This is a genomic window from Paraglaciecola sp. 20A4 (genome assembly GCF_011378905.1).
GTDB lineage: Bacteria > Pseudomonadota > Gammaproteobacteria > Enterobacterales > Alteromonadaceae > Paraglaciecola.
In genome coordinates, this window is sequence record NZ_WTPY01000001.1 from 310,411 (window position 1) to 335,565 (window position 25,155).

General features: G+C 43.3%; 21 protein-coding genes. 10 read left to right on the plus strand and 11 right to left on the minus strand.

The features are described from left to right. Nucleotides 1-22: 22 nt before the first annotated feature. Nucleotides 23-661 carry an MOSC domain-containing protein gene (locus GQS54_RS01265; protein ID WP_166422189.1) on the minus strand — a complete coding sequence of 213 codons (639 nt, stop codon included), beginning with the start codon at nt 659-661 and terminating at the stop codon, nt 23-25. 109 nt (nt 662-770) lie between these two features. On the opposite strand from GQS54_RS01265, the gene GQS54_RS01270 reads away from it, so the two are divergent. From GQS54_RS01270 to GQS54_RS01280, 3 genes are read left to right on the plus strand one after another with little or no spacing between them, the layout of a single operon-like run. Further along, entirely contained in the window at nt 771-1,337 is a 567-nt protein-coding gene (locus GQS54_RS01270; RefSeq protein ID WP_166422190.1) for an RNA polymerase sigma factor, read from the plus strand. Beyond that, nucleotides 1,330-1,866: a hypothetical protein gene (locus GQS54_RS01275; RefSeq protein ID WP_166422191.1), complete on the plus strand. Its 537-nt coding sequence runs from the start codon at nt 1,330-1,332 to the stop codon at nt 1,864-1,866. Before GQS54_RS01270 ends, GQS54_RS01275 begins: the two co-directional genes overlap by 8 nt. Before the next feature lie 23 nt (nt 1,867-1,889). Further along, nucleotides 1,890-2,849 carry a DUF4097 family beta strand repeat-containing protein gene (locus tag GQS54_RS01280; RefSeq protein WP_166422192.1) on the plus strand — a complete coding sequence of 320 codons (960 nt, stop codon included), beginning with the start codon at nt 1,890-1,892 and terminating at the stop codon, nt 2,847-2,849. A 64-nt stretch (nt 2,850-2,913) separates the two neighbouring features. Here the strand turns inward: GQS54_RS01280 and GQS54_RS01285 are convergent, their stop codons facing one another. Continuing rightward, on the minus strand, nt 2,914-5,832 hold the full coding sequence (locus GQS54_RS01285) for a TonB-dependent receptor (RefSeq protein WP_166422193.1): 2,919 nt from the start codon (nt 5,830-5,832) through the stop codon (nt 2,914-2,916). 588 nt (nt 5,833-6,420) lie between these two features. Beyond that, nucleotides 6,421-7,392: an octaprenyl diphosphate synthase gene (gene ispB / locus GQS54_RS01290; protein ID WP_166422194.1), complete on the minus strand. Its 972-nt coding sequence runs from the start codon at nt 7,390-7,392 to the stop codon at nt 6,421-6,423. A 239-nt stretch (nt 7,393-7,631) separates the two neighbouring features. Here ispB and rplU point away from each other — a divergent pair, with 239 nt between their 5' ends. From rplU to folA, 4 genes are all read left to right on the plus strand, one after another. Then, on the plus strand, nt 7,632-7,943 hold the full coding sequence (gene rplU, locus GQS54_RS01295) for a 50S ribosomal protein L21 (protein ID WP_158768628.1): 312 nt from the start codon (nt 7,632-7,634) through the stop codon (nt 7,941-7,943). Nucleotides 7,944-7,958: 15 nt separating this feature from the next. After that, nucleotides 7,959-8,216, plus strand: coding sequence for a 50S ribosomal protein L27 (gene rpmA / locus GQS54_RS01300; RefSeq protein WP_006990966.1), 258 nt, complete (start codon nt 7,959-7,961; stop codon nt 8,214-8,216). A 173-nt stretch (nt 8,217-8,389) separates the two neighbouring features. Beyond that, nucleotides 8,390-9,559, plus strand: coding sequence for an Obg family GTPase CgtA (gene cgtA / locus GQS54_RS01305; RefSeq protein WP_166422195.1), 1,170 nt, complete (start codon nt 8,390-8,392; stop codon nt 9,557-9,559). 128 nt (nt 9,560-9,687) lie between these two features. Beyond that, the gene (gene folA, locus GQS54_RS01310) at nt 9,688-10,203 is read left to right on the plus strand and encodes a type 3 dihydrofolate reductase (protein WP_166422196.1); all 516 of its coding nucleotides are present in this window, start codon (nt 9,688-9,690) and stop codon (nt 10,201-10,203) included. A gap of 4 nt (nt 10,204-10,207) precedes the next feature. On the opposite strand, the gene GQS54_RS01315 is transcribed toward folA, so the two are convergent. Beyond that, entirely contained in the window at nt 10,208-10,735 is a 528-nt protein-coding gene (locus GQS54_RS01315; RefSeq protein ID WP_166422197.1) for a hypothetical protein, read from the minus strand. A 110-nt stretch (nt 10,736-10,845) separates the two neighbouring features. On the opposite strand from GQS54_RS01315, the gene tpx reads away from it, so the two are divergent. Next, nucleotides 10,846-11,340, plus strand: coding sequence for a thiol peroxidase (gene tpx / locus GQS54_RS01320; protein ID WP_166422198.1), 495 nt, complete (start codon nt 10,846-10,848; stop codon nt 11,338-11,340). Between the two features lie 95 nt (nt 11,341-11,435). Here tpx and GQS54_RS01325 read toward each other — a convergent pair whose 3' ends face one another. Continuing rightward, on the minus strand, nt 11,436-11,642 hold the full coding sequence (locus GQS54_RS01325; protein ID WP_158768632.1) for a cold-shock protein: 207 nt from the start codon (nt 11,640-11,642) through the stop codon (nt 11,436-11,438). Between the two features lie 388 nt (nt 11,643-12,030). Here GQS54_RS01325 and GQS54_RS01330 point away from each other — a divergent pair, with 388 nt between their 5' ends. Continuing rightward, nucleotides 12,031-14,193: a VTT domain-containing protein gene (locus tag GQS54_RS01330; RefSeq protein WP_166422199.1), complete on the plus strand. Its 2,163-nt coding sequence runs from the start codon at nt 12,031-12,033 to the stop codon at nt 14,191-14,193. A 6-nt stretch (nt 14,194-14,199) separates the two neighbouring features. Continuing rightward, nucleotides 14,200-14,895 carry an endonuclease/exonuclease/phosphatase family protein gene (locus tag GQS54_RS01335; RefSeq protein WP_166422200.1) on the plus strand — a complete coding sequence of 232 codons (696 nt, stop codon included), beginning with the start codon at nt 14,200-14,202 and terminating at the stop codon, nt 14,893-14,895. A gap of 50 nt (nt 14,896-14,945) precedes the next feature. Here the strand turns inward: GQS54_RS01335 and GQS54_RS01340 are convergent, their stop codons facing one another. The 6 genes from GQS54_RS01340 to GQS54_RS01365 all read right to left on the minus strand — a co-directional run bounded on the left by GQS54_RS01340 (nt 14,946) and on the right by GQS54_RS01365 (nt 25,138). Further along, nucleotides 14,946-15,656, minus strand: a complete 711-nt coding sequence (locus GQS54_RS01340; RefSeq protein ID WP_166422201.1) for a DUF6445 family protein — start codon at nt 15,654-15,656, stop codon at nt 14,946-14,948. After that, entirely contained in the window at nt 15,656-17,149 is a 1,494-nt protein-coding gene (locus GQS54_RS01345) for a tryptophan halogenase family protein (protein WP_166422202.1), read from the minus strand. The genes GQS54_RS01340 and GQS54_RS01345 overlap by 1 nt, the downstream gene beginning before the upstream one ends. Nucleotides 17,150-17,188: 39 nt before the next feature. Further along, nucleotides 17,189-18,205 carry a cupin-like domain-containing protein gene (locus tag GQS54_RS01350; protein ID WP_166422203.1) on the minus strand — a complete coding sequence of 339 codons (1,017 nt, stop codon included), beginning with the start codon at nt 18,203-18,205 and terminating at the stop codon, nt 17,189-17,191. Nucleotides 18,206-18,241: 36 nt separating this feature from the next. Further along, entirely contained in the window at nt 18,242-18,970 is a 729-nt protein-coding gene (locus tag GQS54_RS01355) for a SapC family protein (RefSeq protein ID WP_166422204.1), read from the minus strand. Nucleotides 18,971-19,160: 190 nt separating this feature from the next. Continuing rightward, entirely contained in the window at nt 19,161-22,160 is a 3,000-nt protein-coding gene (locus GQS54_RS01360; protein WP_166422205.1) for a TonB-dependent receptor, read from the minus strand. A 386-nt stretch (nt 22,161-22,546) separates the two neighbouring features. Next, the gene (locus GQS54_RS01365; RefSeq protein WP_166422206.1) at nt 22,547-25,138 is read right to left on the minus strand and encodes an exo 1,3/1,4-beta-D-glucan glucohydrolase; all 2,592 of its coding nucleotides are present in this window, start codon (nt 25,136-25,138) and stop codon (nt 22,547-22,549) included. Between the last annotated feature and the right edge of the window lie 17 nt (nt 25,139-25,155).

The following is a 25,155-nucleotide window of genomic DNA, read 5'->3' on the forward strand; positions in this document are numbered from 1 at the left end:
GTCTAAAATTCGCTGACCTTTATTATTCCTGTTTAATACGGCGGGTAAAACGCGCTTTCCATTCTGGGTCTAAACCTTTCGCCCGACTTAACATTAGCAGTGCTTCAAGCGAGGTGTTTTTATCGAAGTGTTGCTGCACAAACGACGCCACGGAAATATCAGGATTCTCTCGGCTGAGTAATGTGATGCTATCGCCAGTTGAAATGACGCCTTCTTTTAAAATACGGTAATACCAGCCCGTAATGTGCTGCTTAGCGATAAACTTAACCAATCCTTTCTGGTTTAACTTTTCTTCAATTTTCCAGCAAGGAATGCGCGGTGAGCTAACTTGCACTTCAACTTGCCCAATGGCATAAATATCGCCAATGTTGACGTTTTCATCGTGCATCAGGGTACTCGTTAGATTCTCGCCGATACTGCCTGGTATTGCTCGCTTGTGCATTAGTGGATGCCGTTTAATTATGGTTTCGTACCCTCGCAAGGCATATTGGTGCAAAGCTCGCTCTGGACCACCGTGGTAGCGTTTATCTACTTGTACATCACCGATTATCCCTAAGTGATTGACCCTTACCGATGTAACAGGACGTTTGTCTATGCCAGACGGGGCATTTTGCGGGCCAATCGGCCGGGTAGTACCGGTGAATAAAGCTAAAACTTTCATAGTGATTCCAGTAGATAGTAATTCAAATCGATAACCTTTTTTTGCTGCTTTAAACCTTTGTGGGTTAGTCTGCGACTCACTTAATAACCTAGCCAATGAAGAAAGAAGATTGACTGAGTATTCAAATGTCGTTGCCGCCAAGCATAAGTTTGCCACTGATGAAGAACGGCAGCTACTGCTAGCGGTAAAAAATGGAAATCGACAGGCCTATCATCAACTGTATCACCAATATATTGGGCAGGTTTATGCGCTGTGCTATAGGCTCACCGCTGACCGTTCTTTGGCTGAGGATGCTGCTCAAGAGGTGTTTATACAGCTATGGCGGAAAATTGGTGATTACTCGGAGCAGAGTAAATTTTCGACTTGGCTGCATACAGTAACTTCGAATATTACGATTTCTTATATTCGTAAACAACGGGGCTGGGTGCAACGCATGTTTAATATTGAGGACTCAAGTGCTGCAAACCATATTGCAGAACCCTCTGCCGGTGAAGTCGATATCGAAAAATACGTTACACGGTTACCTGAAAGAGCACGGATTGTCTTTGTGTTGCACGCGATTGAAGGCTATCGCCATGAAGATATTGCCCAAATGACAAATATGGCAGTGGGGTCAAGTAAGGCTCAATTCCATCGGGCAAAGAAGTTGTTAGAGGAGTGGATGGGGTATGCATAAACAAGATTTTGAGCAGTTGTTGCAAGAGCAGCTCGCCACGTTAGATGAGCACAAGCAACCCGAGCGAGATTTATGGCCGGGTATTGAGTTAGCGCTGGTTAAGCAACACGATGAAGCCCGTAACGTGCATTATTTAAATGGCACTGCCCAGCCCAGTAAAAATAATCATACTCGTGAGGTGAGTAAGTTGGTAATACTCGCAGCAGCAATTGCGGTTATCGCCTTAGTGAGCTGGAAAAGTTTAGTGCCCAGTGAGCAGATGATTACCGGTGATGAGTTGGTTGCTGCCCTAAGTGCGCAACACGAAGAACAAAAAAGTGCCTTGTTAGTTCAGTATCAGGGCCAAACTGCATTGACTCAAAATTGGCAACAGCAGTTAGCTGAACTCGACAGTGCGGCTGTTGCAATCAAAAAGGCACTGGAAAACGAACCAAATAATATGGCTTTGTTGAAAATGCTACAAAGCGTACATCAGCAACAAATTAATTTAATTGAACGAGTGCATTCACCTAAATGGTCGCAGGCCTAGCAGGAGTGTATGGGAGTATGAAGATGAAAGTATTAATGCTGAGCGCACTTTTAGTCGGTGTGAGCATGTTCACTAGCGTAAACGTCTTAGCGGGTGAGAGAGTGGATCGCACCTTAGATGCTAACCCTGAAGGATATGTTGAAATTGAACATGTAAATGGTAAGGCTGAGATAAAAGGCTGGGACAAGTCACAAGTACACGTAAAAGGTACTCTTGGAGATCGAACAGAACGCTTTATTTTTGAACGTCAGGGTAATGAGGTCACCATCAAGATAAAAGTTAAAAATGGAATACGAGGAGGGTGGGGGCAAGATGATGAAGATGTGCTTACTATCTTTGTGCCACGGCAAAGCCGCTTAAACTACACCGCCGTTAACGCTGATGTGTGGTTAAATAATATTACCGGAGGAGTCAGTGTTGAAACGGTTAATGGCGATATTGATGCCCAGGACCTTGCCGGTCGATTACGGCTAGAATCTGTAAATGGCGATATAAACGCAGATGACTTACAAGGTGATGTAGCCATTGAAACCGTTAATGGAGATATTCACTCACGCAGCACAAAAGGGCGCGAAGATAAATACGAAACGGTTAACGGTGATGTCAATGTACAGTCTAGTAGTCAAGAAGTACGTGTCACTACCGTTAATGGAGACGTTACGTTAGCAATGAAGACCGTGAAGTACGCTAATTTGGAAACCGTAAATGGCGAATTAAGTGTTGATTTAAACTTAGCAAAAGGCGGAGAGGTAAAAGCCACGACAGTGGGCGGTGAAATAAACTTAAATTTCACCCAACAGGTCTCTGCTCTATTTGATATACGCGCCCATGCGGGGGGCAAAATAATCAATCGACTAACCTCAGATCAGGTTAAGAAAGATAAATACGGCCCCAGTAGTTGGTTGGCGACGAGTATGGGAGAAGGGCAAGGTAAGGTTTCAATATCAACCGTTAATGGTCGCGTGAGTATTTCGAAAGACTAAATTAATTTATTAAAAATGCATCACCCCCGCAGGGACGAAGGTGATGCACAGAGTTAGCTAAAACTTAGAAGCTAACTTTAACACCTGCATTGGCACGACGACCGATTAGGTCATATAGTGCATCGAATGTATTTCCTGAAGGAACTTCGTTGAATACATTACGGATACCAGCAGAGAAACTGACGTTGTCATTTAGGTAATATACCGCTGACAGATCATGAGTCCATACTGAATCAATGAAGTTAGGTGATGCATCTTCTGGTGAACCGCCACCTGGTGATACATCAAACAAAGCGCTCTTATCAATGAAACGAGAGCTCCAGTTAACGTTCAGATCGTCTATACGATAGTCGATTGATGTGCTCCATTGTAAGCTTGGATCTCCAGTCTCGCCGTCTTCTACGTTAACTTCATCTGGACGAGTTTGGAATTCCAGCTCTTCTAGGCTAAGTAGCTTAGTAGCGGAAATATTGATTCTTACTTCACCTGGTAAATCAAATTGGCTTAAGTCCGTTCTGTAGCGAATGTTTGCTTCAATGCCATCAGTGTTGAAACCTGCAGCATTGATATAGCCTGAACGCACTAGCGCTATATCATTAGTCGTTGAGTCACGGTCAACTTGAGAACAGAAATTTGCATCTGGGCCGCCAGTTGCATCAACACAGTTATCGGCAACATCCTGTGCATCAACCAAATTAATAGCGTCAGAAATTTCGATGTTGTAATAATCAACCGTCATTGAGAAGTTCTCAATAAATGCTGGAGTCCATACAAAACCAATAGTTTGAGACTCAGCAGTCTCTGAGAACAATTCAGTGTTACCACCAGAAAGGGTATCAACACTAACGTTGTCGTTGGCTTGAAAGTCTGCAGGAATGCCTAATGCAGCACAGTTAGCAACTCTATCTGGATCTTCGTTTATGTTGTCCGCATCACATGGATCGGTAACACGAGAAAAGCCGGGAGATACCGGACTGAAAGCTTCAGTTACGTTTGGTGCACGTACCGCTTCACTGACGGTTGCACGAAAGCGTAAATCTTCAATCGGTGCCCAACCTAAGCCTACTTGCCAAGCGTCAGCGTTACCCGCATGTGAATAATCAGCTGTACGATATGCTGCGTCTAATGTTAGTTCTTTAATTAAGAACTTATCACTGATTAATGGTGCACTAATTTCAATGAAGTACTCTTCTACGTCAAAGCCACCAAACGCGTCTGGCGTAGCAGCGGAAGAATAGAAGCCTGCTTTAGTAAACTCATCGGTGATCGTGCTTGATGATTCTTCACGATATTCGTAACCAACCGCTATGCCGATTGCACCGCCTGGCAGTTCAAGGAATTCACCTGTATCGAAGGATACTGATGCACCGTAAACATCTTGCTTAATTTCATCTTCACGTGTTACATCGCCAGATACATAGTTAGCTGCTTCAGCACTGAAATTCCCTGAACCAAATGGGTTAAAGGCAACGCAGTTATCACTATTGACGGTTGCTGGGTCGGTATAGTCTTCGCCTTGAGCACTGGCGACTTGGCTGCGACACGCAGCTAAGCCAGTTTCAGGGTCGATGACGGCATCTAATGCTGCTGCAAGATTACCTTCAATGACATCATTTAATGTACGGCGGGTGTTTTTAGTTTCGCCGTGTGTGTAATAAACGTCATAATCGAAAATAGTTTCGCCCAGTTCAAAGCCACCTTCAAAACCGACAACTACGCGGAATAACTCACGATCATTTGCCGCAGAACGGTTACCTAAATCGCCAAAGAAGCGAGAAAATGACACGTTACCATCCTGACCACCGTCGATGAGACGCTGTTTAGTTGTCGCATCTAAGAAAGGGTTTTCAGTGACGTTGATATTCAAGCCACCAAAATCGAAGGCTGGCTGAAATTGTTGACGAATATCTTTATCGACATATTTAACATCACCATACATGCGCACATTATCATTGAAATCGTAACGGAAGGTAGACGCTAACGTGAGCGTTTCTTGAGAAGGTGTATAGTTTTCGTAATTATCTGGAAAGAAAACCGTATCGTACGCTTGGTCAAAATTTCCAAATGCAAAGCTATTGGTTTCAATACGCTCGACCTGATCCATGCCTACGCCGTCAGGTGAAAAGGTAATTCGAGGGCCGCCACCGAATGGATTTATTACGCCAAAGTCATTAATCATTTCTGAACCAACGAACGGTACTCGAAACTTATCAGCAATGCCGTCATCTTCACCGGTATCATCTGGATTGATAATGGTTCCGGCGTAATCATGTTGCTGAAGGTCAGTTAACAAGACTTCACGAATGTCTGACTTACCAGCAAAAAATGTGACATTTCCTTTGCCATCGTCAGAGGTTGAACCAACTAGAACATTAAAGTTATGGCTTTTAGTACCAACACCCTCTGTGCTATCAGCAACACCAGCATTGAATTCAAAACCGTCGAAGTCATCTTTTAAAATGATGTTGATAACACCTGATACTGCATCAGAACCATAAATAGCTGAAGCACCACCAGTGATAATTTCAACTTTGTCGATCAAGGCCGATGGGATTGCGCCAGTATCAATCGCAGAAGAACCAGGTGCACCCGCTACGTGACGAATACCGTTTACCAACGTCAGTGTACGATCGCGACCTAATGAACGTAAATCTGGGGCGCTTAAACCTGCATCTTCGTTACTGTTGTTATTACCGATTAAGCTTGAACCTGCCGCAATAGCTGGGATTTCAGCTAAAATACTACCTAAATCAGGAGTGCCAAAACGCGCAATCTCTTCTGAGCTTAGTGAAATCACTGGGGCTGGTGATGAAAGCTCGCTTCTTGCAATACGAGAGCCAGTTACTGATATTTTTTCCAACGCTTCAGATTCAGCTTTTTGGGCATCTTGAGCGAATGTAAGGCTTGATATCGATGCAGCTGAAAGCGCACCGAGTGATATAGCGAGTCGTATAGACTTCGCCAATTCAGTTTTAGTAAACATGTATTATTCCCTGGTAAATATTATATACAAATCGCTTATTGCGATTTTTATTTTGAGTCCAGTAGTGAGCTGAACTGCGGGGAATATAAATCAAACCATATCTGGTTACAATAAACTGTTTATTTTGTACGTACATTTAAGTTTACAGACCATAATAGTCTGTCTTTAGCAATGAAAAAAGTGGTTATGTGGTTCAAAAAAACGAAATAACATGGGATTGTTCTGTCGTTATCTTACGTTTTTCTTGTTCGCTCATAATCTATTCTGACTATTATTGAAATAATAGGTACGGGGGATGAGCGGCCCGCTCGTGTAAACGGGAACCTGTTCTTGATATTTTTTTCAGCACCAGATTCTTCGTTTGCATCTTCTTTAGCTTCAGTGCAGCTAAAAATGGAGCGGTTGATAACACACCAAAAGCGCGTCTAATAGAACTCGCTAATTCGGTTTTTAAAACATCTTCGGGAAAGCACCAATAACGTTTTTGATCTTGGTGAGGTCGTTTTATGAGGAGCATGTCAGAATGGCTAGGTCAGCTTTTAGAATTTTACCTAGCGAAGTTATTAATAGCGACACAGAGCTTATTTATTAAGCCACACGTTCTACTGATATATGCGCTAGACCAATTAACGCGCGTTTATACTCAGAATCTTGTATAGGCGCTAATGCATCGATAGCTTGCTGAGATGCATTTAAGGCTTGTTGTTTGGTATAAGTCAACGCGCCTGTTTCTTCGATGGCATGTAAAATGGCGGCGAGGTTGTCCATACCATTACTTAGCTCGATGGCTTCTTTTATCAACGCTGCTTGCTGGGCATTGCCGTTCCACATAGCATATAAAAGTGGCAATGTAGGTTTACCTTCAGCTAAATCATCACCCATGTTTTTACCCATTTCTTCGCTGTCAGACGCATAATCCATAATGTCGTCGACCAACTGAAACGCTGTACCTAAGTATTTACCGTAGTCTTGCATGGCGTTTTCGATGCTCACACTTTGCTTAGTGAGCACCGCAGACAATAACGTCGCTGCTTCAAACAAGCGCGCTGTCTTACTATAGATAACCTCCATGTAGCTTTCTTCAGTCGTATTGGGGTCATTGCAATTCATTAACTGTAATACTTCGCCTTCAGCAATAACATTTGTTGCATCAGACAATATCTGCATTACGCGCATGCTATCTAAGGTAACCATCATTTGAAATGAGCGAGTGTAAAGAAAGTCACCTACCAATACGCTAGCTTGGTTGCCAAATACTTCATTGGCTGTTTCGCGGCCACGGCGCATAGTGGATTCGTCAACCACATCGTCATGTAACAAGGTTGCGGTATGAATAAATTCAATAATAGCGGCCAGGGTATGATGTTGCTCGTTTTCAATCGCAAGGGCCCTGGCGGCCAAAACGGTTAACAGAGGACGCAAACGTTTCCCGCCACTGTTAACGATATAAAAGCCTAATTGATTGATCAAAGAGACATCTGAATTCACCTGCTTTTGGATCAGTTGATTGACCGCGAGCATATCTGGCTCAGCGAGTGAAAGGATGTTGTCTAAATCCATACTTAAATTTCAGCTCTAACGTAAGGTGTTAATTAGCGTGCGATTTTACAGAAATTGCGCAGGGTATCCAGTAGACATTACCTAACAATTGCTCGCAAAGACGCGTAGATTAGGTGTTGCTGCATATTTGAGCAAATAAATTGAATTTGGTACTTGCGACCACTGGATGCTTCACGTACAATTCGCGCCCTGTTTTTGAATATATAGCGCAATGATATAAGCGCAGAGCGGAGTTAATTATGTACGCGGTTTTCCAAAGTGGTGGCAAACAACACCGTGTGGCTGAAGGCCAAACCGTTCGTCTTGAGAAAATCGAAGTGGCTCTAGGTGAGTCAATTGAATTCGGTGAAATCTTAATGGTGAGCAATGGTGAAGACGTTAAGATCGGTACGCCTTTTGTTAGTGGCGGAAAAATTACAGCTGAAGTCGTAACGCATGGTCGTGGCGATAAAGTTAAGATCGTTAAGTTTCGTCGACGCAAGCATTCACGTACCCAAATGGGTCACCGTCAGTGGTTCACGGAAGTGAAAATCACTGGTATAAGCGCTTAATAGGAGTTTCAACTAATGGCACATAAAAAGGCTGGTGGTAGTACTAATAACGGTCGTGACTCAGAAAGTAAACGTTTAGGTGTTAAGCGTTACGGCGGTGAGTCAGTTTTAGCTGGTAACATCATTGTTCGTCAACGTGGAACTCGTTTCCATGCTGGTAACAATATGGGTATCGGTAAAGATCATACTTTGTTTGCTTTATCTGATGGTAAAGTTCAATTCGAAGTTAAAGGTCCTAAAAACCGTAAGTTTGTAAGTATCGTTGCTGAGTAATTAGCTACTTTACATAGTTTAAAAGACCCCGCTTGTGCGGGGTTTTTTGTTTGAAAAGCCTACCTTCATATGTATGAATGGTCAGGCAAGCACGCTGATTTGTGGTGTGATGCCGCAACAACAGCGAAGTAGTATAAACTCTTTATACTCTTTACCTTAAAGTTGAGTTAACGATGAAATTTGTAGATGAAGCTGAGATCCGCGTAGAAGCGGGTGATGGCGGAGCCGGTACGGTTAGTTTTCGCCGAGAAAAATATGTTCCAGATGGCGGCCCGGACGGCGGTGATGGCGGTGATGGTGGCAGCGTATACCTAGTTGCGGATGAAAACTTAAACACGCTTATCGATTATCGCTTTGAAAGATTTCATCGTGCTGAGCGCGGTAAAAATGGTAGAAGTGCTGATTGTACTGGCCGTAGAGGTGTTGATCTTGACGTGATGGTGCCTGTGGGCACACGCGCTACGGATACTGAGACTGGCGAATTATTAGGTGATTTAACTAAGCATGGTCAGCGTCTTAAAGCAGCCCAAGGTGGTTTTCACGGTTTAGGTAATGCGCGCTTTAAAACCAGTACTAACCGAGCACCAAGGCAGAAGACCCTAGGTACCCCTGGCGATGTACGTATGCTTAAACTAGAGTTGATGCTACTTGCAGATGTGGGTTTACTTGGTATGCCAAATGCGGGTAAATCTACCTTTATACGCAGTGTTTCAGCAGCCAAACCAAAAGTGGCGGATTACCCTTTCACTACGCTTGTTCCGAATTTGGGTGTGGTTCGTCTAGATGCTATGCGTAGCTTTGTTATTGCGGATATTCCAGGTTTGATCGAAGGTGCGTCAGATGGAGCTGGCCTGGGAATTCAATTCCTTAAACACCTTGAGCGTTGTCGTGTATTGTTGCATTTGATTGATTTGATGCCTGCGGACGGTTCTGATCCAGTAGATAATGCTCGGGCAATCGTCGGTGAACTTGAAAAGTACAGTCCTAAATTAGCCGCTAAACCGCGTTGGTTAGTGTTTAATAAGACTGACCTAATGTTCGAAGATGAAGCGCAAGACTTGTGTAAAGAAATTGCTCAAGCCATGGGTTGGGAAGATGAGTACTATAGTATTTCTGCTGTTCAGGGTAAAAATACTAAAGAATTATGTATTAAAGTCATGGATTATATCGATACGTTACCTGTTAACGTTGTTGATGAATCGGACGAAGAAGAAGTCGGCTTCAAGTGGGATACTTATCATAAAGAGACAGTTGAAAACTACGCAGACGACGATGATGACTTCGACGACGATGATGACGATTTCGATGGCGATGATGACTTCGAAGTTGTATACCAAAAATAGTCTACTGAAAATAGTCCACCAAAAATAAATGCATTAATCGGTTAGTTAGGCATGGCCTAGCTAACCGCAGTAATTATGCATAGTTGTTAGCAATAGCAGCATTAAGGTATGCGCAAAGGAGCAGGTACATGGCAAAAGTTGCATTGATTGCTGCAATGGCTAACAACCGAGTCATAGGTTTAGACAACCAAATGCCTTGGCATATGCCAGCTGACTTAAAACATTTCAAGCGTGTTACCTTAGGCAAGCCGATTATTATGGGTCGTAAAACATACGAGTCTATTGGTAGGGTGCTACCTGGTCGGCTGAATATTGTTATTACTAACGACAAATCTTATGCACTAGCAGAGGCTAGGGTAGTAAACAGTTGTGAAGATGCTATCTCGATTGCCAAATTACATTTGAACCAGCAAGAAATAAGCGATGATGAGCAAGAGATTATGGTGATTGGCGGAGGAACCGTTTATCAGCATTTTCTGACCCATGCCAATCGTCTGTATTTGACCCTTATTGACCTTGATACTCCCGGCGATACTTATTTTCCTGACTATTCTAATGGTTCATGGCAGGAAATAGACAGTGAATCAAACGGGCCAGACGAAAAAAATCCTTATCCTTATCGTTTTGTTACTTTAGCTAGATAACATTTTATCTAGCTGAGTTAGTCATCTCTCGCTTATTTAACAACGTAAACGTATATCCATAGCCATATATTGCGCTAAATACGATACTGGGCACGATAGTTAACCATAAGTTCGGTGTTTGGTTTATCAGGTTAACACCCAGCGCTAAACTGCCTTGCATAGCAATGGGTATAAGTGGTGCAAAGATAGTTCCTGGGATTCTTGTTGAGTGCACTACTGCCGCAGACTTATTCAGTACATGATTAAAGGTATTAGATATGGCGATATTTTGCTTTTTTTTTGCATAAACCGAATACAATATCGGCGCCAAAAATACCAATGATATACTGTGCTTACCGAAACGATTAACCGCTCTTTCCAGAACGAATGTAAACAGTATTGTAATGCTGCCACTAAGCATACCCTGTACTAAGGCCGCACGGAAAATAACCGCTAAATTCTCTGTGACTAGGCTATTAGCCCAGTAAGTCCAAGTGAAGTAAAATCCAAAAGCGATCAACGCTGATAATATTAATCGAGCTCTCGATGACATGGTACGCATCCTATATAAAGTTATTATAAGACCTGACTATTGTTTTCTATCTTTCGTCCCCCATTTTGTTATCTTAAGAATCAGCATAATTTAACTAAGTTGGAGAATATATGAGCACAGTTACTTTGCAGGGCAATCCTTTTAATACCGTTGGCGTGTTACCGAGTGTGGGTGAAAGCGCTGTAGATTTTCGCTTAGTAAAAACGGATCTGTCTGAGACCACATTGGCCGATTATAAAGGGTCACGATTAGTACTAAATATTTTTCCGTCTGTGGATACAGGCACGTGTGCTATGTCAGTGCGCAAATTTAACGAGCAAGCTAGTAAGCTAGAAAATACTAAGGTGCTGTGTGTATCGGCTGATCTACCTTTTGCTGCCGCTCGTTTTTGTGGTGCAGAAGGCATTGAGAATGTTGAAACTGGATCGAGCTTTAGAAGTTCGTTTGGTACAGACTACGGAGTGGAGTTTGTCGATGGACCGTTAACAGGTTTGTTGTCACGCTGCGTTGTTGTATTGGATGAGAATGGTAAGGTTATTTATACAGAGCAGGTATCTGAGACGGCTGATGAGCCTGATTATGCTGCTGCTATTGCGGTACTATAATTTTCATACTATTTAAGCGTAAACTTTTTTAATCGCTTAAAAGCAACGAGCCGCATAGCGGCTCGTTTTAGGCGATTACTAACGTAAGTCTGTAATTAAACAGGTACTACGTTGTTCGCGCATGGGCCTTTAGGGCTCTGTCCAATTTCAAACTCAACCTCTTGGCCGTCGTTCAAAGTTGCATATCCACCACCGCTTTTAATTTCTGAGTGATGAACAAATAAATCTTTTCCGCCGTCTTCTGGAGTAATGAAGCCGAAACCTTTGTCTGCATTAAACCACTTAACTGTACCTTTACTCATAATCTACTCTACTTTGTTTAATAAAATTGTTTGCAGAAACCTGCGACGACTATTGTATAGGTTATTTTTACGTAAATCCGCTCAATTCCGCGTTAACTTGAATATTTTTTCTACTTATTTTAGTACTGCTGGCTTTACGACCGGCTGGCTTACATCTTGCTCAGTAGTCTTCTAGAGACAGACAATAATGTATTAATACAGTTTAATTCAACTCGTTAATTTAATTAAAGCCCTTGTATTTATTGGGATATATCGTTGGTAACGGTTTTTTTTTGAGTCGAAAATTTATACCCACATGGTATGTAAATTTTATAAATATTAATGACTAATATTTTAAATTAACCCTGTTAAGGACAATTGGTTAAACAGCAAAAAAGGCGGACAAAGCATGAAAGATAATGCCTCATCTTTATTTCAACAAAATGAAAATTGTTGGCAAACAAGCCTAGCGAGCTATGCCACACCTTTAATCGATGGGGCAAATTATTATAGTGCGCTACACAGTGCGATTTGTAAGGCCCAACGTAGTATCTTTATTGTCGGCTGGGATATAGATAGTCGAATTCGACTGCTGCGCGGCGATGAAGAAAAAAATGCATCTGCGCCATCAGTTATAAGCGATCTACTAAAATGGAAGGCAGAACAGCATGAGAATATAAAGATTTATCTATTGAGATGGGATTCGTCGTTAGCATTTTTTAGCCAACGTGAAATGTGGGCGAAAGAAGTATGGGATAACAAAACACCTGATAATGTACAAACAACCTTAGATAGCACTATCCCCATGGGTGGTAGTCAACATCAGAAGGTCGTAGTGATCGATGATGAAATCGTCTTTTCTGGCGGTATGGATGTTTCGACTAACCGATGGGATACCAGAGAGCACCTTGTTGAGCATCCAGATCGTGTTGGTCCAGATGGCCCACACGGACCCTTACACGATGTACAAGTACTGACCAGTGGACCCATTGTTGAATCGTTTGGCCAATTGGTGCGATGGCGTTGGGACAGGATCAGCGAGCAAAAAGCGATACCGTTTGATTCATCCTCTACCCCCTTACAGGAAGTACCGCCATCTTGGCCTAAACACTTTCCCCCTACGATGGAAAATTTGCCCTGTGCGCTGGCGCGTACCATACCTTTTATGGATGGTGTTGAGCCTGTGCAAGAGGTACGTCGTATGCTGCTTGACCTTATTGCTGAGGCGGAGCGTTTTATTTTTATCGAAAATCAATTTACTACCCGACAAGAAATAGCTGAGGCGTTGAATAAGCAATTAAAAGCACATCCGGGTCTGCAAGTTGTAATAGTGAGTTCCTATGAGCCTAAGGGGAAGTTCGAAAGTGAGGCGTATTGGGCAAGTAGAATAGATTTTAAACGTATTTTAGAAGCGGGTATTGATAAAAACCGCGTGAAGATGACCTATTCAACACTTACCAATCAACTGGGAGATAGCACACAAAAGCGCGTGCATTCAAAAGTGATGAGTATTGATGACCGTTATCTAGTAATTGGATCATCGAATATCAGTAACCGTTCCATGAGTTTAGATACCGAAGTTGACTTAATTTTTGCTGCTGACACTGAACAAAATAAACAAGACATTGTTAAAGTGCGAGACGATCTTTTGGCTGAGCGTACTGGGCGCTCTATTGAGCAGATAGAAGAAATATTTAACACCCCAGACCCTCTGGGGAATTTGCTAAGTGGACAGCAACCCCACCGCTATCAATTAGCAGAAGTTGAGGATACGCAATTTACTAGTAAGGCATGGCAACCCGTTTTTAGTTCTCTGTCCGACCCTGAAAAGCCCCTTATAGCTCCGATTCAAATGGCGAATGGCAAAGTGGTGGGGGTGGGGAATCCTAAGCAAAAAACCATCGTATTTTTGATGGCTGCATTGTTAGTGCTGGTTCTGGGAGGTTTAGTTTTTTGGGCTGCGCATTCGATACCTTGGTTATCGGCAGATAATCTGGAGCAGTTTTTACAAGATACGCGGGGTACCATGTGGGTGATCCCAACTATCTGCCTCGTTTATGTGGTGGCGGGCTTATTGTTCTTCCCTGTCACCGTATTATCTCTGGCAGTGGCGGCTGTATACGGACCAATATGGGGACCCATTTACGGTATGATGGGGGCACTAATCAGCTCGGCAATGATGTTTGGTTTAGGGCACATCATGGGCAGTAAAGGTTTGCGTAAATTGGGCGGTGCAAAGGTTCAAGCAGTAGATGAAAAATTTAAAAACAGTGGCGTGGTTGGGGTGGCTGTTATTCGACTATTGCCCGTGGCTCCCTTTAGTCTCGTTAATTTGGTTGCTGGGATTTCGTCTATTGGATTGATGCAGTTCTTAGCAGGTACTTTTCTGGGAATGTTCCCACCTATGATTGCAAAAGGTCTAGTCGGAGACTCCTTAGGTAAAATTTTTAGTGACCCTACACCACAAGCTATTGGGTATTTAGTTGGCGGAATAGCGTGTTGGATTCTGATGATCTTTGTTTCGCAAAAGCTGGCGCGAATGTATCAACTTAAGAAAGCGCAGAATGGGTAAGGCAATATGAGGATAGTGACATATAACATTCATAGTGGTGTCGGGGTTGATAAGGTGCAAAACTATCACCGTATTGGTTTGTTTTTAGCTTCGCAGAACATTGATATTGCGCTGATTCAAGAAATGGATACCCGGCCTGCGGAACGCAAGACTGAGCAGGACATCAACGATTTGTGCGCAGGTCATTTTACTGATCTTGTGGAGTCAGCCGCCATCCAAGAATCTAATGGATGGTACGGCAATGGGATTTTGAGCCGCTTTCCTGTACTGTCAAAAAAAACCTTAGATGTGAGTCAGCAAGGTGTTCAACCACGCAATATACAAGAAGTGGTGCTAGACACTGATATCGGTCCATTGAGGATGATTAATACCCACAAAGGTTTGAAGAGAAGCGAGCGGCGAAAGCAGTTTGCCCTTCTTGACGAGTATTTACGTGAAAAGTTGCAGGTATCCACTACGCCAATAATTGTGGGGGGAGATTTCAACGAATGGCAATTCTTCACCCAAGCATTTAAAGGGATCAATGAGGTGTTAACAGAGCAGACAGTAAGCGCAACTTTCCCTACCGCATTTCCGTTGTTTCGTTTAGACAGAATATGGACAACGTTTGCTTCTAAGTATGTGAAGGCAAGGGTGCTTAAAACCCCAGAAACCCGCTTTTATTCTGATCATTACCCTATCTTGTTAGAAGTTAATATTTGAAGTGCGGGCAGATTTTTGCTCTAAAGAGTGTTCCTTATATATTAAGCTCGCTAGGTAAAATTGATAAATATATTGGCTGTTAGGCGCCCATTGATAGGATTACCGCTCACATCATGGCGTTCATCAATCAACCCTGAATGCAGTAAATTACCAGGGTAAATTACAAGACGGTTAGGTTTATAATCGACCCTTGAGTGAAGGGTGAATTGTTTGGTTGAGTCAGTAATATATTCAGCAGCAGGTGACTGCACATGATTGATAAAGTGCTCTGCGGACTGTAAGTATGTGTCCTCTCTATCCTGCCCAATACGTTCAAAGCCTGACGAGTTGTCCCTAAAAAAGCCTGTGCCACCATGCTGGTCAGTATTGATATAATGTAAAAGAGCAAAATGATAAGGCTCAGTGGCGTCATAGTGGGGTATGCGTTGTAAAACAGACAATTTGTCTCCCGGGGTACTAACCAGCGAATAATAAGCCGCTTGGGGTTTGAGTTGTAACGCTAGGGGGATCGCATAAACCTCAGCTATTTTTTGATAACACGCTCGGACCACGTCTATGATGTATTCCCTTGGAAGGGCGGAACGTGTTCCGGGATAAAAGCCATTTTCTGCTGGGCTAAAATTCGAGTTTTCACAAGCGTCAGCTTCGACCGCTTCAGGTGTTAATAGCATATCGTCAATAACGATGACCGGTGTTTGTTCATTTCCTACTAACATGACTTTTACTGTGCTGTTAGGGTTTTTAGTAAAGGGCGACTGCATTAGCGCGCGATATTCGTTTGGCAATAATGGCGAATAAAGTCGTTTACATCAGGCCAGTTAGTTACTTTTTTCTTTACGTTGTTTTTAATGTTATCTAGAAAACGCTGTAATTCTTCATCGCCCATCATATCGACGATGGGGTGGTATTGTTTAGGCGTTATGCCTTGACCTAACATAACTTGGATCCAAGACGTTTCGCCGAATAGCTCTTCCGCTTTTTTATAAACCTTCCCTGTGCTTTCAAACAACGCCATACGATGGGTAAGCGTGTCGGGAACAGCCATATTTTTACAATAGCGCCAAAATGGGGTGTCGGTACGCTGAGTTTGGTGATAGTGCAAAATAATAAAATCTTTTATATCATCTACGTCGGCGCGGCTCTGGGTGTTGAATTCATCCACTTCGGCTTGTTCTATTCCATCGCTTGGGAACATCAGCATTAGACGTACTATTGCACGTTGAAAAAGGTGTATACCGGTGGATTCCAAAGGCTCTATAAAGCCAGATGATAGGCCAACTGCCACACAGTTCTTATTCCAATGTTTACGACGCGTGCCAGTCTTGTATTTGATGACACGTGGTTCGTTGAGAGTCTCGCCTTCAATGTTTGCCAGAAGCGCTTCTTTTGCTTGATCGTCAGTCATGTATTTACTGCAAAAGACTAAGCCGTTCCCAGTACGGTTTTGCAGTGGTATACGCCATTGCCAGCCAGCGTCTCGGGCTATCGAGCGAGTATATGGCACTGGGTTTTCAGTTGCGGTGGTCTGTACTGCTACGGCACTGTCACACGGTAACCAGTGACTCCAATCTTCAAAACCGGTGTGCAATGCCTGCTCTATTAATAAGCCCCTAAAACCCGTGCAATCAATAAATAAATCACCTTCAATAATTTCACCCGAGGCTAAAGTCAGGGAGTCAATATGGCCAGAATCATCATTTAAGGTCACCGTTTGAATTTTACCTTCGATACGGTTGCAACCATGTTGTTGGGCAATTTTACGTAAAAACTTGGCGTATAAGCCGGCATCCAAGTGGTAAGCGTGGTTTTGGTCCTGATTGGCAAGCACGGCAAACCGACCTTCCCGGCACGCTAAGTGCTCGGGTATGTAATCGCCGATTTGGCTGGTTATGTCTTTTTGTTGACCTTTGAGCCAAAAGTGCTGAAAACCCGCGGCCCAGCAACCTTGACCAAGAAAGCCAAAAGAGTGGATATAGTCTTGGCCCACTTCAGCCCAGTTTTCAAACTTAATACCCAACTTGAATGTTGCATTGGTAGCTGCCATAAATTCTTGTTCATTTATGCCTAGCAAACGATGAAAAATATGTAAGGTGGGTATTGTCGCTTCACCCACGCCTACCGTGGGGATGTCGTCAGACTCTACCAATGAAACAGATAAATTTTTGCCTAACAGTTTAGATAGCGCAGCTGCGGCCATCCAACCTGCTGTGCCACCACCGGCAATTACGACTCGTTTAATCGGTTGTTTTTTCATCTGTGTTTTCGTCCTATTAATAATGCGAGCAACGAGTGCTTAGACTTTTAATTTATTGAGCAATTCAGCTCTAATTTTTTTAGCCGATAGTAGATCCAGAGGCTGTGCTAACATCCCTTTTACTGCATCAGGAATGTGGTCTAAATCCCCAGGCTGATGGTCAAAGATATAATGCTCAAAAATGGCTTTCCACGCATCGCGCTGTGCCGGGGGCAAATTGCGCAGACTCAATATTGCCAGCTTTAATGCGTTTTCAGGTCTTCCCATAAAAGCTGGAGTATCCCGCCACCAATGGGTTACCAATACGTTAAAAGGCGTTAAACCCTCAACATGGTGCCACCACATACTGGGCAGAAATAAGGCATCTCCAGGGTCTAAGTCAGCGACTTGAGCCGCTGCTAAAGCCTGTTTAAATTTCGGAAACTTGGCATAATCTGGCTGACTAAAATCGACCAAACTAATATCTTGTCCCCCTGGAGATAATTCCATCGGCCCGACATACAGGTTAGCTATTTGCTCTGGGGGGAAAACCGTATAGCGTCTTTTGCCCACGACGCAACATGCTAAGTTGTTTGGTACATCGTAATGGGCGGCAATCTTACTTTGATTACCAATCCAAATACTGGTTAGTGGATTGAAGTCATCAAGACCCGCATTATTTTGTTGGTTAAAACCGGGTAGCCAATTATTTACCTCAGCAGATGCAACATAGATGGTAGGCGGGGAAGGATCGGCATCATGAGCTAATAGTTTATCCAATACCAGGTTGAGATCGGCCTTTACACCCTGGCAATTAAAGCCTGTCATATCGTCGTTATAAAAAACCCGTCCTTGAGTATGCGGTTCGCCATAAGCGCTAAATACGGGCTTGCCGTTATACAGACCACGTAAATAGTCAGCGGCCGCCTGCGCGGATTTACGACCCTCTTCAACAATTGGCCATGCATCTGCAAACCCTTTCAAAATAAGGGGCTCAGTGGACGATAAAACAAACTGTGGAATATCGCCGGGGCGACAGTCGGTAATGTGTTTAACGTTTTTCTCGACTACCAACATTGGATTGTACTCAACTAGGTTTGACGCAAAAGGCTGTTACAGCCCTAATAGTTCGTTTTTCTTATTCATCAAGGATCTGATATTCGCTTGTGAGGCGATAGTCATATAAATAGCCTGTAAATAACCTTTTTCATGAAACTTAGCCAATGTAGCGCCGCCAAGAGCATTAAGCTTGTCTTCGTTGATGGCATAAAATCCAATCATCTGATACTTACTTTCATCATTGAGTGTGATGTCTAAGGTAAATGTCTCTAACAATTCATATTCGACTAGGCAGTCAATAAATGCGGCACTATCTACAAAACCGTGATGTATCGCTTCGAGCATATCGGCTGCTCGGTCTACGTAGGGGCTGTTACCGCCATGCGTTAAAAATAATGGCTCCCCGTGTTCTTGGTTCACTCGAGGGTTATCAAGATCGATATGTAATACTCTTTGATCTTTTTCAATTCCGTCTTCTTTAACCTTTTGTATGCCTATTAAGAAAGGCTGCCTGGCGACGGTCAAGGGAATATAGCCAGCTTGCCATTTATTATGTTGCAAGAACAAGTTTTCCTGGTCCTGAAATCCAAATAAGGCGATGGCAAAAAATTTTCCGCTATTGGGATCTTTATTGAAAAAGATTGGATAATAGGCTTGAACACTTCTGAATTCACTTGGGAAGGTGGGGCTGTACCATAAGTTGTCACCATAATCTGATGAGTGTTCGGTAATCACTTTTATATTTTGATGATCGATACTGTTGAGTAGTACGTTGTTGGCCATTTTGGATCCCACTACGTTAATTAGATAAATATATGCTTATTGCGACATTCTGGTTAAGCCATAGTGCTTCTTCTGGGTTAACAGATCCGCATATTAATATGTACGTTAGCATTAATAAGAAAAAGGCCGCATGAATTATGGATTAATTCAGCGGCCTTATGCAACATTTTAGGAATGGCTGACGCTATACCTAGAACGTGTAGCGAGCACCTAAATTATAGCGAGCACCTTGTTGCGTCACGTTAAGTACTTGGTATTCAGAACGCCCATGCTTGCGAATGTATTCGTCAGTCAAATTGATGGCATTAAAGAAAATATTTAAGCCTTCGACCTGAGGAACATCGTAGCTAATGGTCATATCTAATTGGCTATAAGCTTCGACATATACTGGAGATACACCCACATCGCCTTGGTACTGAGACTCAAGAAATTCGTCACGCCAGTTGTAAGCCAAACGCACAGACCAGCCATAGTCTTCATAAAAGGCTACCAAGTTTGCTGTATCACTGATGCCTAATTCTACGTCTTGCGTGTTAGCGCCAATATCAAAATTATCGAATTCAGCGCCAGTGTCCACTTTGGTGTAATTGATAATACCACCAAAGCCACTTTCACCAAATAGATGCTGGACAGCAAATTCAATACCATCAAATGTTGACTCACCAGATTCGTTAACAGGCGTTTCAATATCGAAAACCATCAAACTATCAGTGGCTGGATTACCTTGAATTTCAATGTTCCCATTAACTAAATTCACCAGAGGGTCCGTCGCCCCATAGGTATCGTATATATATTGGCGTTGCAAGGCGCCATCAGCACCCACAGCGGCTAACGCTTCTTGCTGGTATGGACCATTCGCAGGATTCGCGATACCTGTTGTGACTGAGATATTGTCAATGACAACATTATTAGTCGTTGTTTTTCTAAAATACCCTAACGATACATAGCTTCCTGGGGAGTAATACCATTCTGCAGAAAGGTCAATGTTATCAGACTCTAGCGGTAGCAATGCAGCACTACCAGAGGTTCCACTTCCTCCATCAAATCGAGCGCCTTCATTGAGTGAAGTACCTCCAATCATCTGGCTATAGTTAGGACGACCTATCGTTTGACTGTAAGCCGCTCGCAACATGACATCTTCAACCACTTCAATATTGAAATTGAAATTTGGTAAGGTATGGTTGTAGCTGCCTTCTTGGGTTTGGAATTCGCGCTCGCCTGAGGAAAGCAAGAAGACTTCAGTTGTGCCATTCCATACCGCTCCATTATAACCTGGGACAGCAGAAGTTGAGGTGACATCGGTTTCTTCATAACGTAAACCGACATGCACGTCATACAACATGTCACCAATTTCGCCGTCATAATTATATTGCGCATAAACGGCGGTCATTTCTTCTTTATTATATCTGTCGGTATCCGATGCGTAATCGGTTGAAGGACAGAAAGAATTGCCGCAATCACCAACCGATTGCACGCTTAACAACTCGGCAGCTTGGTCTCTTACGCCATGAAAATCAAAAGCGAAATAAGTATCCATGATTTCATAATCTTCGCCATAAAGACCGTTAAAGTCCGCGAAGTTGCCACCACTTACATCGGAAAACTGACTTTGAATCGATTTGCGAGGGAATAAATCTGCATCATATGCGCCCGCTGAACCTTCTCCACCCCAGTTGTTACGCTGTACATTTTTGGTTTGGCCGCGGTTTTCTGACGTGGTCAGTGATAGGCCAAAATCGATGCTGCCAGCATCCTCAAGCAGATACTTACCACGAAACTGAGTCTGCTCAGTATCGGCACGATTTTTATTATTGGTAAATACGCTTCCCGTTACGAGCATATCCGATGGCTGAATTGCGTTACCACCGCGAATCGCTAGGATAGGTAAGTCGCCAGTAAAATCTGTCGCTGATGATGCACGGATAAAACCAGCCATAGCAAGGTTATTGCTTGAACCAAACTCATTATTAGGAGCGTTTTCTGCGGAAGAATTGTGATAATCCAGCTCTAAGTTCAGGTTGTCATTTACTTGCCATTCTAGATTCAGGCCTAATGACTTGGTTTCATCACGGGTACCGTAATCACCGCCACCCATTGCGATATCTTGCAGGCCAACGCCGTTTTCTTCATAGTCTTCTGAATAAAGTAAAGGCGATGAGATCGGGCCGTCTGTCCACACGTTTTTAGACGGAGAAAAGCCATACCATGCTGAGATATCATTAAATTGGGTATCAATATCTTTCTTAACATAGGTGTAGTCTAAGGTTGCGGTGAGGTTTTCAACGGGACTATATTGTAAGACTAACTGAGCATTGGTTCTTTTACGCTGCTGTTCTTCAAATTTATAACCTGTGGTTTGCGGCACCGAATAAATATCACCATCGCCTGGGCGATTGGCTTGAAATTCATCTTTAGGTACGCCACCCCATTGTGGGTTTGCACCCGCTGCGCCACTCCAATCTTGATCTGCTGTGCCATCGAATGAACGCCAACCTGTACCTACATTCGCTTGTTGATTGCCACTTTCACGCTCTGAATAACTGCCTGAAATAGAGATACCAAATTTACCGTCATCAGATGTATTAGAGTAAATACCGGAAAACTCTGGTGTTACACCACCGTCATTACTAGAAGTATCGTTAAGTCCTTGCGCACTTATAGTAGAATGCATGCCAGGATTATTTAATGGTTTATTGGTCAGGATATTAATCGTGGCGCCAATACCCCCGGTAGGGACAGTTGCATTAGACGTTTTATAAACCTCAACACCACTCACCCCTTCTGCAGCTATATTAGCAAAATCAAACGAACGGTCACCCGTAGTGGTGGGCAGTTGACGGCCATTAAGCGTGACCAGATTACGCTCAGGACCAAAACCACGGACGGTTACTTTACTGCCTTCACCATTGTTTCTGTCAATGGATACGCCGGTAATACGCTGCAAAGATTCCGCTAGGTTAGTATCTGGGAACTTACCGATGTCTTCAGCATTAATCGCATCTACGATACCTGCTGAAGAGCGTTTTACGTCCATCGATTTAATCATGCTGCCGCGAATGCCTTTAACTTGAATGACCTCTACGTCGCTCTCATTAAGTTCTTGGGCTAAGGCAGGTGTCAGCATAGAGGCGCCTAGCAGCAACGAGATACTAGTGGCAAGTTGTGTTTTATAAAATGTTTTAGCTTTCATGTGTGTTCCCGGTTGTCGATGAACGAGTTAGTTGTAAGCGCTTTCATTTCTTGATTTAAAAAATGCACTTATGTAAGCGCTTTCATTAAGGTTATGATATTTGTTAATCTAGATCAACATAAAATTAACAATCTGACTGAAATTCATTCAGTTGGATGTAAAGATCTTACTTGTTGTTAGTCGTATTAATTTCGTTTTTTATGGTTAAGATATTGATTTTAAATGTTATTGTTTTTATGTGGGAGGGGGCGGCTGGGTAATTATTAATAACATAAGGATAACGTGAAACACTCGCAGACAACTATCGTTTACGAGTGTTCATCGGTGAGTGTATATAGCCATCGCCATTAGATGGACGATGGTTATATATTGGTCGTTAGCGCGTTTTATTGCGCAGCACACTGCACATCTGCTTTATCAGCAGCGTTGGGTATGATGTTAATATCTGATACTGATAAGCTTAATATACCTGCAGAACTTAATGCGAATGGAATGCCTACCTTAGAGAAATCCTCGGCGCCTTGTTCGAAACAGGCTAAGTCGATACTTATTGTTTGCCATTTGTCGGGTTGGCTAAATGACATGTGCGGACTTAAATCGATATCGCTTTGGCAGGTGTCTGTACAATTAACTTGAAGTCTTAAAGGGCCATCTAACGTTGCATCTAGCTTGTAGTCGAAGCTTAATACGCTTTGCGCTTCAGAATAGCTTCGCATATCTTGCACAAAATCGTGGTAAATACGCAGTTGGCCGGCATTTGGTTGTAACCAATCTACTTTGAATGCGTCTTCTTGTACGCGTCTATCGATAGTTCTAAATTTCATTGCGCCATTTTCTAACATGCTGCTGCTAATGGTGCTGCTTTTTTCAGAATTGACTAGAGCCATTTTCCACGGGGCCTGAATGCTTCTGTCATAAATAGATAGCGTGGCGAGTGCTTGAGATTGGTTTGCGCCTGAGCCTGAGTCTTCAGATAATGCGTTGTCTAGCGTGCTCTTTTGACCATAATGCAAACCAAAACCGTAGGGTAATAATGGTGTGTCATCTTCGTCAAAGCGATTAATATGACTTTGTTCAGGACTTTTTGGCCAAGAAAAAGAAAGCTGACCTATAAAGTCATGCTGCACATCACCTTGCGCATTAGTAAATAAAACTTCTGCTACGCCCCCGCCTTCCGTGCCGGGTAACCACGCAACAACAAAAGCATCTGAAGCATTCAGCTCGGGGTTAATCCATAAAGGACGCCCAGTTAGAAATACCGATACAACAGGTATGCCTTGTGCTTTAAACGATTGCAGCAATGCAAGATCAGTTTTGTTGCCACGCTGATACTCGAGATTATCTAAATCGCCATTACCTTCAGCATAGGGTTGCTCACCAAACACGACTATCGCCACATCTGGTTTTTGCTCAAATTTGCCATCTACAGCTAGCGCAACCTTGCCATTGGCTGTTGCCACAGCTTGCTTTATGCCTTGATAGATTGATGTGCCACCAGGAAAGTCTTGGTTGGTATTACCGGTTCCTTGCCAAGTGATACTCCAGCCACCTGACTGTTGACCAATATTATCAGCACCGCCACCGGCGACTAGTATTGTTGCACTAGGTGATAAAGGTAATATCTGCTGATTATTTTTCAATAATACTAATGATTCACGTACAGCTTGGCGTGCAACATTTCTGTGCTCTGGTGAGCCAATAATATCTTGATCACCTGATAAGACTCTTTCGGCTGGGGCTGGCTTATCGAAAAGGCCTGCTCTGAGCTTCACTCTCAAAATTCTGGAAACTGCATCGTCTAAGCGTGCTGGACTAATTTCACCAGATTGTACTTGGGCAATGGTGTTTTCAAGCAGGGGTTTCCATGCCGCGGTGGGGACCATAAAAATATCCAGTCCTGCGTTCATGGCTTGCGGGCAACTTTCATTGCTACAACCAGCAACTTGCCCATGCCCGTTCCAATCACCAACCACTAAACCATCAAAGCCCATTCGTTCTTTCAACACTGAGGTGAGTAAATAATGATTGCCGTGAACCTTGTCTCCTTTCCAGCTATTAAATGACGCCATAACGGTTTGCGCACCAGCACTTAAGCCACCAACATAACCTTGGGCATGAATATCGAATAATTCCTGTTCTTGGACAATATTATTGCCCTGATCATCTCCGCCCTCAGTACCACCATCACCAATAAAGTGTTTAACGGTAGAAATAACCTGATGGTCGCCAAAAAAGTTCTCATCGGCTTTACCTTGTAACCCTTCAACAATCGCGGCTGAGTAGGCTTTTACTATTTCAGGATCTTCTGAATAACCTTCGTAAGTTCTACCCCAGCGGTCATCGCGTACCGTGGCGACAGTGGGGGCAAAAATCCAATCTATGCCGGTGGCCAATACTTCCTTGGCTGTGGCTTTTGCTATTTCTTTGATCAGTGCAGGATTGTGCGTAGCGCCTAGGCCTATGTTGTGCGGGAACAAGGTTGCACCAATTACGTTATTGTGACCATGGACAGCATCTGTTCCCCACATGGTGGGAATAGTAGAACCGTCAATACTGTCATCAATGGATGCTTGATACATCTTTTGGGCCAAGGCTACCCAGTCACTTGGCAATGCATGTTTATCACCATTGGGGAATGCGCCTCCGCCATTCAAATATGAGCCAAAGCCATAGGTGCGCATATCTTCAAACGTAATATCGCGAATTTCAGGCTGTATGGTTTGCGCTACTTTTTGCGCTAAGGTCATACTACCGAGTATATCGGAGATTCGCTGCTCGATGGCAGGGTCTCGTTTGACGGCTATGTCTAGTTCCGGCCAAATACTCAGCGTGTCTGACTCGAGAGCTTGCGCGCTCGCTGACACATTTTCTACACTTGTGGTGTTTTCTTTTGGTCTAGGTTCAGAGCAGCCGGCCAGCAACATAAGACTGATAGACGTCGCGCCAAGGAGCAATGATTGATTGCGTTTTGTATTCATAATTGAAAGTCCGTAGT

Bases quoted from the DNA above. Each gene is read 5' to 3' on its own strand.
- GQS54_RS01335 (WP_166422200.1), top strand. From the start codon at position 14,200: ATGAGGATAGTGACATATAACATTCATAGTGGTGTCGGGGTTGATAAG.
- ispB (WP_166422194.1), bottom strand. From the start codon at position 7,392: ATGGATTTAGACAACATCCTTTCACTCGCTGAGCCAGATATGCTCGCG.
- GQS54_RS01315 (WP_166422197.1), bottom strand. From the start codon at position 10,735: ATGTCATCGAGAGCTCGATTAATATTATCAGCGTTGATCGCTTTTGGA.
- GQS54_RS01350 (WP_166422203.1), bottom strand. From the start codon at position 18,205: ATGTTGGTAGTCGAGAAAAACGTTAAACACATTACCGACTGTCGCCCC.
- rpmA (WP_006990966.1), top strand. From the start codon at position 7,959: ATGGCACATAAAAAGGCTGGTGGTAGTACTAATAACGGTCGTGACTCA.
- rplU (WP_158768628.1), top strand. From the start codon at position 7,632: ATGTACGCGGTTTTCCAAAGTGGTGGCAAACAACACCGTGTGGCTGAA.
- GQS54_RS01280 (WP_166422192.1), top strand. From the start codon at position 1,890: ATGAAAGTATTAATGCTGAGCGCACTTTTAGTCGGTGTGAGCATGTTC.
- GQS54_RS01330 (WP_166422199.1), top strand. From the start codon at position 12,031: ATGAAAGATAATGCCTCATCTTTATTTCAACAAAATGAAAATTGTTGG.
- GQS54_RS01345 (WP_166422202.1), bottom strand. From the start codon at position 17,149: ATGAAAAAACAACCGATTAAACGAGTCGTAATTGCCGGTGGTGGCACA.
- cgtA (WP_166422195.1), top strand. From the start codon at position 8,390: ATGAAATTTGTAGATGAAGCTGAGATCCGCGTAGAAGCGGGTGATGGC.
- GQS54_RS01360 (WP_166422205.1), bottom strand. From the start codon at position 22,160: ATGAAAGCTAAAACATTTTATAAAACACAACTTGCCACTAGTATCTCG.
- GQS54_RS01355 (WP_166422204.1), bottom strand. From the start codon at position 18,970: ATGGCCAACAACGTACTACTCAACAGTATCGATCATCAAAATATAAAA.
- GQS54_RS01285 (WP_166422193.1), bottom strand. From the start codon at position 5,832: ATGTTTACTAAAACTGAATTGGCGAAGTCTATACGACTCGCTATATCA.
- folA (WP_166422196.1), top strand. From the start codon at position 9,688: ATGGCAAAAGTTGCATTGATTGCTGCAATGGCTAACAACCGAGTCATA.
- GQS54_RS01265 (WP_166422189.1), bottom strand. From the start codon at position 661: ATGAAAGTTTTAGCTTTATTCACCGGTACTACCCGGCCGATTGGCCCG.
- GQS54_RS01365 (WP_166422206.1), bottom strand. From the start codon at position 25,138: ATGAATACAAAACGCAATCAATCATTGCTCCTTGGCGCGACGTCTATC.
- tpx (WP_166422198.1), top strand. From the start codon at position 10,846: ATGAGCACAGTTACTTTGCAGGGCAATCCTTTTAATACCGTTGGCGTG.
- GQS54_RS01325 (WP_158768632.1), bottom strand. From the start codon at position 11,642: ATGAGTAAAGGTACAGTTAAGTGGTTTAATGCAGACAAAGGTTTCGGC.
- GQS54_RS01340 (WP_166422201.1), bottom strand. From the start codon at position 15,656: ATGCAGTCGCCCTTTACTAAAAACCCTAACAGCACAGTAAAAGTCATG.
- GQS54_RS01275 (WP_166422191.1), top strand. From the start codon at position 1,330: ATGCATAAACAAGATTTTGAGCAGTTGTTGCAAGAGCAGCTCGCCACG.